General features: G+C 65.3%; 14 protein-coding genes and 1 pseudogene. 10 read left to right on the plus strand and 5 right to left on the minus strand.

The features are described from left to right. Positions 1-5: 5 nt before the first annotated feature. Positions 6-353: an Rv3235 family protein gene (locus tag Q7514_RS08375; protein WP_330132799.1), complete on the minus strand. Its 348-nt coding sequence runs from the start codon at positions 351-353 to the stop codon at positions 6-8. A 322-nt stretch (positions 354-675) separates the two neighbouring features. Here Q7514_RS08375 and Q7514_RS08380 point away from each other — a divergent pair, with 322 nt between their 5' ends. The 6 genes from Q7514_RS08380 to Q7514_RS08405 all read left to right on the plus strand — a co-directional run bounded on the left by Q7514_RS08380 (position 676) and on the right by Q7514_RS08405 (position 6,892). After that, the gene (locus Q7514_RS08380) at positions 676-1,131 is read left to right on the plus strand and encodes an HAD family hydrolase (RefSeq protein WP_330132800.1); all 456 of its coding nucleotides are present in this window, start codon (positions 676-678) and stop codon (positions 1,129-1,131) included. Beyond that, on the plus strand, positions 1,128-2,540 hold the full coding sequence (locus Q7514_RS08385) for a WS/DGAT/MGAT family O-acyltransferase (RefSeq protein ID WP_330132801.1): 1,413 nt from the start codon (positions 1,128-1,130) through the stop codon (positions 2,538-2,540). The genes Q7514_RS08380 and Q7514_RS08385 overlap by 4 nt, the downstream gene beginning before the upstream one ends. A 3-nt stretch (positions 2,541-2,543) precedes the next feature. Continuing rightward, the gene (locus Q7514_RS08390) at positions 2,544-3,047 is read left to right on the plus strand and encodes a DUF6912 family protein (protein WP_408016057.1); all 504 of its coding nucleotides are present in this window, start codon (positions 2,544-2,546) and stop codon (positions 3,045-3,047) included. Between the two features lie 74 nt (positions 3,048-3,121). Beyond that, on the plus strand, positions 3,122-4,252 hold the full coding sequence (locus Q7514_RS08395) for a ferredoxin reductase (RefSeq protein ID WP_330132802.1): 1,131 nt from the start codon (positions 3,122-3,124) through the stop codon (positions 4,250-4,252). 47 nt (positions 4,253-4,299) lie between these two features. Beyond that, positions 4,300-5,595: a fatty acid desaturase family protein gene (locus Q7514_RS08400; protein WP_330132803.1), complete on the plus strand. Its 1,296-nt coding sequence runs from the start codon at positions 4,300-4,302 to the stop codon at positions 5,593-5,595. 61 nt (positions 5,596-5,656) lie between these two features. Next, the gene (locus Q7514_RS08405) at positions 5,657-6,892 is read left to right on the plus strand and encodes a fatty acid desaturase family protein (RefSeq protein ID WP_330132804.1); all 1,236 of its coding nucleotides are present in this window, start codon (positions 5,657-5,659) and stop codon (positions 6,890-6,892) included. Positions 6,893-6,960: 68 nt separating this feature from the next. On the opposite strand, the gene rsgA is transcribed toward Q7514_RS08405, so the two are convergent. Together rsgA and aroA are read right to left on the minus strand one after the other, a co-directional pair. Beyond that, positions 6,961-7,980, minus strand: coding sequence for a ribosome small subunit-dependent GTPase A (gene rsgA, locus Q7514_RS08410; RefSeq protein ID WP_330132805.1), 1,020 nt, complete (start codon positions 7,978-7,980; stop codon positions 6,961-6,963). Then, positions 7,947-9,233 (minus strand): 3-phosphoshikimate 1-carboxyvinyltransferase, encoded by a 1,287-nt coding sequence (gene aroA, locus Q7514_RS08415; protein WP_330132806.1) that lies wholly within the window; start codon positions 9,231-9,233, stop codon positions 7,947-7,949. Before aroA ends, rsgA begins: the two co-directional genes overlap by 34 nt. A gap of 80 nt (positions 9,234-9,313) precedes the next feature. On the opposite strand from aroA, the gene Q7514_RS08420 reads away from it, so the two are divergent. Further along, complete coding sequence (locus tag Q7514_RS08420; RefSeq protein WP_330132807.1) at positions 9,314-10,060, plus strand: SOS response-associated peptidase; 747 nt, start codon at positions 9,314-9,316, stop codon at positions 10,058-10,060. 23 nt (positions 10,061-10,083) lie between these two features. On the opposite strand, the gene ybaK is transcribed toward Q7514_RS08420, so the two are convergent. Next, positions 10,084-10,581, minus strand: a complete 498-nt coding sequence (gene ybaK, locus Q7514_RS08425; protein WP_330132808.1) for a Cys-tRNA(Pro) deacylase — start codon at positions 10,579-10,581, stop codon at positions 10,084-10,086. Positions 10,582-10,805: 224 nt separating this feature from the next. On the opposite strand from ybaK, the gene Q7514_RS08430 reads away from it, so the two are divergent. Together Q7514_RS08430 and rsrA are read left to right on the plus strand one after the other, a co-directional pair. Continuing rightward, a complete protein-coding gene (locus Q7514_RS08430) occupies positions 10,806-11,474 on the plus strand; it encodes a sigma-70 family RNA polymerase sigma factor (protein ID WP_330132809.1) in 669 nt (222 codons plus the stop codon). Further along, positions 11,471-11,740: pseudogene (gene rsrA, locus Q7514_RS08435) on the plus strand (mycothiol system anti-sigma-R factor); the annotation flags it as partial. The gene Q7514_RS08430 and the pseudogene rsrA, both read left to right, overlap by 4 nt. 13 nt (positions 11,741-11,753) lie before the next feature. Here the strand turns inward: rsrA and Q7514_RS33175 are convergent. Beyond that, a complete protein-coding gene (locus Q7514_RS33175) occupies positions 11,754-11,828 on the minus strand; it encodes a 50S ribosomal protein bL37 (protein ID WP_022597109.1) in 75 nt (24 codons plus the stop codon). Between the two features lie 104 nt (positions 11,829-11,932). Between Q7514_RS33175 and Q7514_RS08440 the strand changes: the two genes are divergently transcribed. After that, positions 11,933-12,148: a biotin/lipoyl-binding carrier protein gene (locus tag Q7514_RS08440; RefSeq protein ID WP_330132810.1), complete on the plus strand. Its 216-nt coding sequence runs from the start codon at positions 11,933-11,935 to the stop codon at positions 12,146-12,148. Positions 12,149-12,157 lie beyond the last annotated feature (9 nt).

Genomic DNA, 12,157 nt, shown 5'->3' on the forward strand with positions numbered 1-12,157 from the left:
GGCTTTCAGCCGAGCCAGAGGGTTGTGATGACCCATCCGTGACGGGTTCGTCCGCGCACCGGTGTGCGCACGACCCGTCCGGCCATCGCGAACACACGGTGCCCGCGCGCGTAGGACCCGAACAGTTCTGCCGTGCGGGCATCGACTGTCTGCAGGCGGGTGCGAAGTACGACGGCGGAGTCGGCTTCGGTTCGAGCGTGGCGTGCCGCACCGAACGTCGTGACCAACGCCGGTGTGAGGACTGTCATGAGTTGGGCGTCCGGTCGGCGCCCGTCCACGACTTCGAGGACGAGTCTCACGGCGAGCTCCGCGAACCGGTGCGCGCTCGTATCGACCTTCCGGCTGGGTGCCATCTCCACGACGTAGGGCGGTCGAAGCCGATCCGCGGCGACACGGGTTCGCCCCGACCTGCCGGAGTGTGGTGTGGTCCGACGTAGGACATGGGGACGGTGCGCGGTGCAGGATTCCTCAACCGGAGGTTCGAAATGTGGAACGGGTCGGATGAAGCGGCCCGACTGTGGACGTGACATACGCATGCCTCCCGGAACATCGACTGGCACCGGCCGGCGGATGCCGGTCGGTGGTGGGCCCCGGGAGAGGACGGAACCAGGAACATCGTGACATATCGTCGCGCAGAGAGCCCGATGACAGGGTCAGGGATCGAGGAGCCGAACGGTGCTACGCGGATTGATCTTGGATTTCGGTGGTGTTCTCGCCGGCCCGGGTGCGGAGGCGGACGCGTTGTGGGCGATGGTCGCCGAGTTGCGTGGTCGCGGTGTGCGCACGGCGATCCTGAGCAACGATCCCGGTGGCTCCGGGCCGGGTGCGCGGGCACTGCGTCGTCTCGGTTCGGGTCGGATGGTCGACGAGGTCGTCCTGTCGGGAGACATCCGTGTGGCGAAGCCCGACCCCGGCAGCTATCTGCTGGTTGCGCAACGGTTGGCTCTGGAGCCGTCGCACTGCGTGTTCGTCGACGATCTCGTCGTGAACGTACGCGGTGCCGCCGCGGTGGGGATGGTCGGTGTCCACCACGTCGTTCCGCGCGCAATGAGGGAGGAGTTGGCCGTACTCTTCAATATCGGTGAGGCATCGGAAGATGCCGACGGGATGGAGGGGGGCGCTTCGCTATGACGAGCCGCATGACGGCGCAGGACGCATCGTTCTACTACCTGGAGACGAGCAATACTCCGATGCACATCGGATCGTTGGCCATCCTCGAACCACCGGAAGGTGGACTCGAGTACGAGAACGTCGTCCGCCTCGTCGAGAAGCGTCTCCCGGAAGTCGCGAGGTACCGGCAGAAGGTCCGCGAGGTGGCCTTCGGCCTGGCGCGTCCGGTCTGGGTCGACGATAGGGACTTCGACATCACCTATCACGTGCGACGCTCGGCGCTGCCCCGGCCGGGATCGGACGAGCAACTCTTCGATCTGATCGCGCGTCTGATCTCCCGTCCGCTCGATCGCACGCGTCCATTGTGGGAGATGTATCTCGTCGAAGGCCTCGCCGACGGCCGGGCCGCGTTGTTCACCAAGTCCCACTCCGCCCTCGTCGACGGCGAGGAGTCCCTCGAGATCGGGCAGGTGCTCTTCGACCGCACTCCCGAGCCGCGTGAGGTCCCCGAGGAACTCTGGATGCCCGAGCAGGAGCCGTCGGACACCGCGCTGCTGGTGGGTGCGCTCGCGGGCGTGGTGGCACGACCCGGTGAGGGCGTGGCAGCTGTGCGTACGGCGCTCGGAGATTTCGCATCGACTGTCGCGGAGACGGTCGACGTGGTGGGCAGGCTTGCGAGAACCGCTGCGCAGTCCGCACCGGAATCGCCGTTGAACGCATCCATCTCACGCAGCCGCCGATTCACGGTCGTGCAGTCCGATCTCGCGCCCTATCGAAAGATTCATGCGCGATACGGATGCACGATCAACGACGTGGTCCTTGCCGTCATCGCGGGTGCATTGCGCTACTGGCTGTTGTCGCGTGGGGAGCCACTCACCGAGGCGACGACGGTACGCGCGATGGTGCCGATGTCGGTGTACACCCAAGAACCGGAGGGGCCGGTCGGTGACGGTGACACCATCCGGGTCCACCCTCAGGGCGAGGTGTCGTCGTTCCTGGTGGATCTGCCGGTGGGCGAACCGAACGCGGTGGTGCGACTGTCTCACATCTCTCATGCGGGTGAGGCGTACTCGCGACAGCGGCGACGGATCGCCGCGCAGACGATGATCCGATTGTCGGGCTTCGCGCCTGCCACGATGCACGCGGTGGGGGCGCGGGTCGCGACCGGATTCTCGCAGCGGATGTTCAATCTCATGATCACCAACGCCCCGGGTCCGCAGCACGCGCTGTACCTCGCGGGGGCGCGCGTCCTCGCGATGTATCCGGTGTCGCCGTTGCTCAAGACACAGGCGCTCAGCGTTGCCCTCACGTCGTACGACGGCAATATCTACTACGGTTTGAATGCAGACCGTGATGCGATGCCCGACGTGGATGTCCTCGCATCATTGCTGCACGAATCGCTCGAGGAGTTGTTGGATGCCAGTAGGTGAGAAGTGACGCGCGTCTATGTACCGGCGACGCTCACGATGTTGCAGCGGCTCGTGGCCGACGGCGAGATCGATGCGGTGAGCGGGACGGCCTTCGCGGTCACCGCTGCGCTGCGTGAGGCGTATACGGCCGGTGACGATGATGAGCTGGCCGAGGTCGCGATGGGGGAGGCTGCCAGAGCGTCGCTACGATTGCTCGCGGCAGAGGACGACGACGGGGCACTCGGACCTCGGCGGGTCGTGATCGCGGCCGACGTCGACGGTGCGACACCTCGCCCCGATCTCGACGACGCGGTGGTCAGGCTCGACGCGGCCGTCCCGATGTCGGCCCTCGCGTCGGTCCACGTGGACCTGGGTGCGGCCGAGAGCGACGTCGCGCGTGCCGTGGCGGTGATCGACGCGGCCGATCTCGGCGACGAAGAAGCGGAATTCGTGCTCGGCGACGCCGAAGATCACGAACTTGCGTGGTACGCCGCTCAGGAACTGCCGTTCCTGCTCGAGCTTCTCTGAACGCTCGCAACCTACGCTACCGTAACTTCTGTTAACCTACGGTGGCGTAGGAATCGGCGAGGAGAAGGTGTCGGATGGGTTTGAAGGAATGGATCGAGAAGCCGGCGGCGCATGTCGTGTCCTCGGAACGGTCCCTGTCGAATGTAGTGCGTGGCGCTGTCGCACGGGTGACCACACCGCTGTTGCCCGACGACTACCTTCATCTGGTCAATCCGCTCTGGTCGGCACGTGAGCTCCGCGGCCGAATCGTCGAGGTGCGTTCGGAGACGCCCGACTCCGCCACGATTGTCATCCGTCCGGGGTGGGGCTTCGACTTCGAGTACGAGCCGGGTCAGTACGTCGGTATCGGTCTGCACATCGAAGGGCGCTGGCACTGGCGTTCCTATTCGCTGACGTCCACGCCGGTTCGCGACGACAAACTCATCTCGATCGCCGTGAAGGCGATGCCGGAGGGCTTCCTCTCCAGCCACCTGGTCAGCGGTGTTCCGGCCGGGACCGTCGTTCGGCTGGCGGCGCCGCAGGGTGACTTCGTCCTCCCCGATCCGCCCCCCGAGAAGATTCTCTTCCTCACGGCGGGCAGTGGCATCACACCCATCATGTCGATGCTCCGGACACTCGACCGCCGCGCGAACGAGCGTGGAGCCGTGATCTCGGATGTCGTGCACGTCCACTCGGCGCCCACCCCCGACAGCGTGATGTTCCGTTCCGAACTGGAGGGGTTCGACGAGTCCCACGAACGATTCCGCTCGCACGTCCAGTTCACGCGCACGCAGGGGAAGTTTGCGCTCTCGAGCCTCGACGAGGTGTGCCCGGACTGGCGCGATCGCGCCGTCTGGGCTTGCGGTCCACAGGCGATGCTCGACGATATCGCTGCGTTCTGGAAGGGCGCGGGTATCGACGAGAAGCTCCATCTCGAACGATTTGCAGTCTCCCGAGCCGATACGTCGGGATCCGGCGGTACGGTGACCTTCGCGAAGTCCGGTAAGACGGTCACCATCGACGGTGCGACGACCCTGCTCGAGGCGGGGGAGAGTGTCGGTGCTCTCATGCCCTTCGGCTGCCGCATGGGAATCTGTCAGACTTGTGTGGTGCCGTTGGAGAAGGGGCACATCGTCGACCTCCGGTCGGGCAAGGAGCATGCAGAGGGCGAGCGTGTCCAGACCTGCATCTCTGCGGCCGCGGGCGACTGCACGCTCGACGCCTGACCGCGTCGTTCAACACAGGTCGTTCAACACAGGGGGAAGGGCCCCGTTTGGCTATCAGCGATATTCGGGAATTCGCGCATCTTACCGACGCCGATGTCGAGGCGCTCGGACGTGAGCTCGACGCGATTCGAAGCGATATCGAGCGTTCGCGCGGTGTGCGCGATGCGCGGTACATCCAGAACACCATCCGGCTGCAGCGGACGCTCGAGGTCATCGGTCGTCTGGCGCTGTTCCGGTCACGAGAGCGGCCGTGGTGGTTGTTGGGCACCGCGTCGCTGTCGTTGGCGAAGATCATCGAGAACATGGAGCTCGGGCACAACGTGATGCACGGGCAGTGGGATTGGATGAACGATCCCGAGATCCACTCGACCTCCTGGGAGTGGGATCAGACGGGCCCGTCCGCCCACTGGAAGCGCGCGCACAATTACGCGCACCACACCTACACGAACATCGTGGGCATGGATGACGACGTCGGATTCGGCATCCTCCGGATGACCCGCGACGAGAAGTGGCGTCCGATCAACCTCCTGCAGCCGGTAGCGAACGTGATTCTTGCTGCGGGCTTCGAATGGGGCATCGCGCTGCACGACCTGACGGCGGCGAAGGACCTTGCCGGTGTGCCTCATGCACAATGGAATTCGGAGCCGAACAAGGAGTTCGCTGTCAAGGCGGGTAAGCAGATCCTCAAGGACTGCGTCCTCTTTCCCGCGGTCACGGGTCCCGCGTGGCGCTCGACGCTGAAGGCGAATCTCACGGCGAATCTCATCCGTAATCTCTGGGCGTACGCGGTGATCTTCTGCGGGCACTTCCCGGACGGTGCGGAGAAGTTCACCCCCGACGAATTCGAGCGGGAGACGCGCGCGCAGTGGTATCTGCGTCAGTTGCTCGGCAGCGCGAACATCTCGGGCGGCAAGGTCATGGGATTCATGACCGGTAATCTGAGCTATCAGATCGAGCATCACCTGTTCCCGGATCTGCCGAGTAATCGGTATCCCGAGATCGCGGCCCGGGTTCGCGCGTTGTGCGGCAAGTACGACCTGCCGTACACGACCGGATCGTTGGGGCGTCAGTACTGGCTCGCCCTGCGGACGATCCACAAGCTTGCACTTCCCGACCGGTTCTTGAAGGCGACCTCCGACGATGCGCCCGAGACGTCATCCGAGCGCAAGTTCCGGCACGTGCGTGCGAACGTGGGGATGCCGGCGATCACCACCGACCCGATCACGGGCCGTCGACGGGGTCTGCTCACCGCGCTGCGGGCGCACGCGGAGCACGCTGTGGCCGCGCGACGCACGAAGGCTGCTGTGCGACACGGGAAGACGCCCGCAACCAGCAGTGCGTGATTCCTGTCACAGCCGGAAATCTACCAACCTACGGAGTCGTAACCTACGGTAGGGTAAGTGCATGGCGATTTCGGATGTCAAAGAGTACGCGCACCTTACTGAGGCCGACGTCGAGGCCATCGGCCGCGAACTCGACGCGATCAGGCGCGAGGTGGAAGAGTCTCGCGGTGAGCGTGATGCCCGCTACGTCCGCAATACCATCCGGCTGCAGCGCGGGCTCGAGATCGGGGGGCGTGTGGTCCTGCTCGGCTCGCGGAAGCGCCCCCTCTGGATTCTCGGGACGACCATGCTGTCTCTGTCGAAGATCATCGAGAACATGGAGCTCGGGCACAATGTGATGCACGGGCAGTGGGATTGGATGAACGACCCGGAGGTGCACTCGGCGAGCTGGGAGTGGGACAACGCCGATCCGTCGGCGCACTGGAAGATCACCCACAACTACCACCACCACAAGTACACCAACATCCTGGGCATGGACGACGACGTCGGATACGGTCTGCTCCGGGTCACGCGCGATCAGCGCTGGAAGCCGTTCTACCTCGGCAACATCGCCTACAACGCGCTCCTCGCGTCCCTGTTCCAGTACGGCATCGCGATTCAACTACTCGAACTCGGCAAGGTCATCCAGGGCCGTGACGATCGTGAAGTGACGAAGGCCCGTGGCAAGGAAGTGCTCGCCAAGATCGGCAAGCAGAACCTCCGTGACTACGTCGTCTACCCAGCCCTCACCGGTAAGGCGTGGAAGTCGACGATCAAGGCCAACGCCACCGCCAACTTCGTCCGTAACCTGTGGACCAACGCGGTGATCTTCTGTGGCCACTTCCCGGATGGCGCCGAGAAGTTCACCAAGAACGATATCGAGAACGAGACCCACGCCGAGTGGTATCTGCGGCAGATGCTCGGGTCGGCGAACATTTCGGGCGGCAAGGTCATGGATTTCATGACCGGCAATCTGAGTTACCAGATCGAGCACCACATCTACCCGGATCTGCCCTCGAATCGGTACGCCGAGATCGCCGTGCGGGTGCGCGAACTGTGCGACAAGTACGACCTGCCGTACACGACCGGTCCGCTCGCCGTGCAGTATTGGAAGTCGTGGCGAACCATTGCCAAGCTGTCGCTTCCCGACAAGTACCTCAAGGACACGCGTGACGCAGCGCCGGAAACGGCGTCCGAGCGCGGATTCGGCGGGCCCGCCGAAGTGGATCCGGTCACGGGTCGCAGGCTGGGTCTGGCCACGACCATCGAGAAGGCCCGTAAGCGTGGTCTCGTCCGCCGTGTGCTCGGGATGCGCTGACCGACACGGAGGGACAGACGACAGAGCCCGGCTTCGTTTCGACGAGGCCGGGCTCTCGCATGGGTGGCCTACCAGGAGTCGTTCGTGGCCAATGCGGTGAGCAACTCTCGTACAGCCATTGCGCGGCGCAACGACTGTCCGTCGAGTTTGTCGAGTGCACACTCGGGATCCGCCGGCGGCCCCAGGTGGGTGCATCCGCGCGGACACTGCTCGACGGCCACCGCGAGATCGGAGAATGCGCCGATGACGTCGTCGGATTCGATGTGAGCGAGTCCGAACGACCGGATACCGGGCGTGTCGACGACCCACCCGCCGCGGGGGAGCGGTAGTGCCACCGACTGCGTGGAGGTATGGCGTCCTTTACCGACTCCGGACACGACGCCGGTGGCGCGCGCGGCGTCGGGGACGAGCCGATTCACCAGGGTGGACTTGCCCACTCCGGAATGGCCGATCAGCGCTGTGACACGGCCCTGCAACAGTGCGGTCAACTCGGTGAGGTCGTCGTCCTGCCCGGCGAGCATCACCGGAACGGAGAGGTCTGCGAAGTGCGCAGCGAACTCGTCGGGATCGGCCAGGTCGCTCTTCGTCAGGCACAACACCGGCGTCAGGCCACCCGTGTATGCGGCCACCAGCGCGCGCTCGACGAGGCCGGTGCGCGGTGGAGGGTCGGCCAGCGCGACCACGATCAGCAGATGCGAGGCGTTGGCCACCACGACTCGTTCGTACGGGTCGGTGTCGTCTGCGGTTCGTCGCAGGACCGTGCTGCGATCGTCCACGCGCACGATCCGTGCGAGGGTGTCGGGGCGTCCCGACAGATCGCCGACCACCCCCACTTGATCTCCCACCACGATAGGAGTTCGTCCCAGTTCCCTGGCGCGCATTGTGGTGACGCCCCGATTCGGGTCGCCGCCCAGAACCACACCCCAGCGTCCGCGGTCGACGGAGACGACCATGCCGTCGATCGCGTCGCTGTGCGCGGGCCGATCCTTGGTACGAGGCCGCGATCCTCTGCCCGGGCGGACACGGACATCGGACTCGTCGTACTGTCGCCGTTTCAGGAGCGGACTCCCGTCAACATCCTGTCCCACAGGGATTCGAATCCCGGCAGCGTCTTGGCCGTCGTACCGATGTCCTCGACATCGACTCCGTCGATCACGAGACCGATGATTGCGCCGGCCGTCGCCATCCGGTGGTCGGCATAGGATCGCCACACCCCGCTGTGCAGCGGCACCGGTTCGATACGCAGGCCGTCGTCGGTCTCGGTGACCGATCCGCCGAGGCCGTTGATCTCGGTGGCCAGAGCGGCGAGCCGGTCGGTTTCGTGGCCGCGCAGATGAGCGATCCCGCGCAGGTAGGACGGGCCGGCCGCGAACGCTGCGACCGCCGCGATCGTCGGGGCCAACTCGCCCACGTCGTGCAGGTCCACGTCGATGCCGGCGAGTCTCTCCGGTCCGTGCACGGTGAGCGCACCGTCGGTCAGCGACACGTCCGCGCCCATGCGCTCGAGAATGCCGCGGATCGCATCCCCGGCCTGAGTGGTCGTCGCGGGCCACAGTGGCACCGAGACGGTGCCGCCGGTGACGGCCGCAGCGGCGAGGAACGGCGTGGCGTTCGACAGATCGGGTTCGACCGTCACGTCGTGGGCCTTGATCGTGCCCGGCGCGACCCGCCACGTGTTCGCCTCCGACGTGTCGACGGAAACTCCTGCCGCCCGGAGCATGTCGACGGTCATGTCGATGTGTGGCATCGACGGCACCGGCTTGCCGTCGTGGTGCACGACGACGCCCTCGTCGAACGCCGCGCCCGACAGCAACAGACCCGAGACGAACTGCGAGGACCCGGACGCATCGATCGTGACACTGCCGCCTCGCACCGAGCCCTTGCCTCGCACGGTGAACGGAAGCCCGTCGCCGTCGATGTCCGCCCCGAGGCCGCGCAGCGCGTCGAGGACGGTGCCCATCGGGCGGACTCGTGCCTGCTCGTCGCCGTCGAAGTGCACGTCACCCACCGCGAGCGCGGCCAACGACGGTACGAACCGCATGACCGTGCCGGCCAGGCCACATTCGACCGAGCCGCTGCGCAACGTGCCGGGAGTCACGTCGAGGGTCGTGCCTCCGTCGCGGTCGACGATCGCGGTGCCGACTGCGCGCAGCGCACCGATCATCAGATCGGTGTCGCGGCTACGCAAAGCTCCGGTGATCGTCGACGGCCCGTCGGCCAGCGCGGCCAGGATCAGGGCGCGGTTCGTGATCGACTTCGATCCGGGTAGCGCAACGGACGCGTCGACAGCGTTCACGGCTCGGGGTGCTCTCCACAGGCTCACCCGACCATCTTCGCCCATGGACCGGCCGAACCTCGACTGCGGATGCTGCTGTGAGGTGAAAATGGCGAGGTGTCGGTCGCGGCTGCCAGACTCATGGCATGTGCGGTAGGTATGCGACCACAGCGGATCCAGCGACGTTGGCAGCCGAACTCGATGCGATCGACGAGACGGGTGACGCCGAGATCGTGCCCGAGTACAACGTGGCACCCACGACCGGTGTGCTCACCGTGGTGGCACGGCACGATCGCGAGGAACCGGAGAGCGCAGCACGACGTCGGATCCGGCGCATGCGCTGGGGCCTGGTGCCGTCCTTCGCGAAGGAGATCGGCAAGAGCGCACCGCTGTTCAACGCCCGATCCGAGTCTGTCGCGACCAAACCGTCGTTCGCGCAGTCGCTTCGCTACAAACGCTGCCTCGTCCCGATGGACGGATGGTACGAATGGCAGGTCGAACCGGCTTCCGGCGGAAAGACCCGCAAGGTTCCGTACTTCATGTCGCAGGGCGACGGTTCACGCCTCTACATGGCGGGCCTGTGGGCGGTGTGGCACGACCCGCGCACCCCCGACGCACCACCGCTGCTCAGTACCACGATCCTCACCGCGGATTCGATTGCGCAGCTGGGCAATGTGCATCAACGGATGCCCCTGATCATGCCGCCCGAACGATGGGACGCCTGGCTCGATCCCGACAGCCTCGGGCATCCGGATCTGATCGTGCCCAGCGCAGAGGCGGTCTCCGGGATCGAGATCCGCCGTGTGTCGGACAAAGTCAACAGTGTCCGGAACAAGGGTCCGGAACTCGTGACACCTGACGAAGGCAGCGGAGACCAGCTGGCATTCCTCTAGACCGCCCGGGAGCGGGCAGGTGGTCAGCGGCCGGAGACGACGGACGCCACCACGGCGTCGGTGAGGCGGATCAGATCGGCGGGGGACAGTTCGATCTCGAGGCCCCGCCTGCCGGCGCTGCACAGCACGCGATCCCACTGCTGCGCCGAGGCGTCGACGACGGTGTGCAAACGCCTGCGTTGACCGAGCGGGGAGATTCCACCCAGTACGTACCCGGTGGCACGTTCAGCGGCTGCGCGTTCCGCCATCGCAGCCTTACCGCCACCCAGGGCTCCCGCTGCGGCCTTGAGCGACAGCGTATCGGGGACGGGTATCACCGCGACAGCGAGCGAACCGTCCGACAGGGAGATCACCAGCGTCTTGAAGAGCTGCGCGGCAGCCACACCGAGTCGTTCACCGAGGACGTCCACCGCCTCCGAGCCGTACGACCCCGATTTCGGATCGTGCGAGTATTCGTGAACACGGTGGTCGACCTTCTCACGCTTCAGCAGGGTGGTCGCAGGGGTGGAGGTAGAGGCCATGAACATCAGACTAGGAATACCTGCCGGACAGATGGTGGGAGGCCCGGAAATGTGAAGGTCCGGGAACAACTCGCACTGAGATGTTGTTGATCCCCGTGGGCCGCATGTCGAGGACTTCGGCCCCCGTCGAGCGAACACGTCGAAGCGAGAAGATCGGAGCACCGGTGCCGGTATTGAGCCCTCCCCGTCCCGATCCCGATTGCCCGGTAGCCTTCACCGAGGGGATGAGTGAAGGGATCGGTGTGGTCGAGGAGTCTGCAGAACAACTGGCCGAGCGGTTCGAGCGGGATGCGATGCCCTTGCTCGACCAGCTCTATGGCGCCGCATTGCGGATGACCCGTAATCCTGCCGACGCCGAAGACCTGGTGCAGGAGACCTATATCAAGGCCTTCTCGGCATTCCGGTCGTTCCGGGAGGGCACCAACCTCAAGGCCTGGATGTACAGGATCCTGACGAACACGTACATCAACACGTACCGGAAGCGGCAGCGTCAACCCGCCCAGTATCCGACGGACGAGATCACCGACTGGCAGCTCGCGGCAACCGCCGAGCACTCGTCGACCGGTCTGCGGTCCGCCGAGGTGGAAGCGCTCGATGCGCTGCCCGACGACGACATCAAGGCAGCACTGCAGGAGCTCCCGGAGGACTTCCGGATGGCCGTGTACTACGCGGACGTCGAAGGTTTCCCCTACAAGGAGATCGCCGAGATCATGGGCACGCCGATCGGCACCGTGATGTCCAGGCTGCACCGGGGACGCAAGCAATTGCGAGGGCTCCTCGCAGATGTCGCGCGTGAACGTGGATTCCACCGTGGCCGCGCGAAGGACGAGACGGCGACTGTCAGCACCGACGGGTCTGTCGGCACCGAGGGTCAGAAGGGAGTCTCGCAGTGAGCGAGCAGGCAGATTTCGAGCAACTCGACTGCTCAGCGGTCATCGCGGACGTGTACCTGCTCCTCGATTCGGAGTGCGACGAGGCATCGAGAACTCGACTGCAACGGCATCTCGACGACTGTGGTTCGTGCCTCGAGACGTATGGCATCGAGGAGAAGGTCAAGGCGCTGCTCAGCCGCAAGTGCGGTGGCGAACACGCGCCGGAAGGCCTACGGGAACGTTTGATGATCGAGATCCGTCGGACCGTCGTGGTGAACGTCCGCGACGACTGTCTGTGCGTCAGGCGTTGGGACGCTTGCCGTGGTTTGCGGCGTTGCCCTTGCGGCTGCGCTTCTTGCGACCTCGCTTACCCATGGTGGGATCTCCTTTCCTGTTGATTACAGTGTTCCACGTGCGGTCGAGTGGCCTTGTCGGCAGGTCCACCGTCCGGGCTCCGGAGCAGCGAATCGAGGTGTTCGATGGCAGAGGACGTGCGCGCCGAAATGGTCTCCACAGTCTTCGAGGTGGTTGTCAGTGAAGGCGATGTGGTGGCGGAGGGAGACACCCTGGTCATCCTGGAATCGATGAAGATGGAGATTCCGGTGATCGCGGAGAATGCGGGCACCGTGACCTCGGTCGACGTCGTGGTCGGCGACGTCATCCAGCAGGGTGACCTCATCGCGGTCATCTCCTGAGCGCGGAAG

The organism is Rhodococcus artemisiae, from assembly GCF_036327795.1.
Taxonomy (GTDB): domain Bacteria; phylum Actinomycetota; class Actinomycetes; order Mycobacteriales; family Mycobacteriaceae; genus Rhodococcus; species Rhodococcus artemisiae.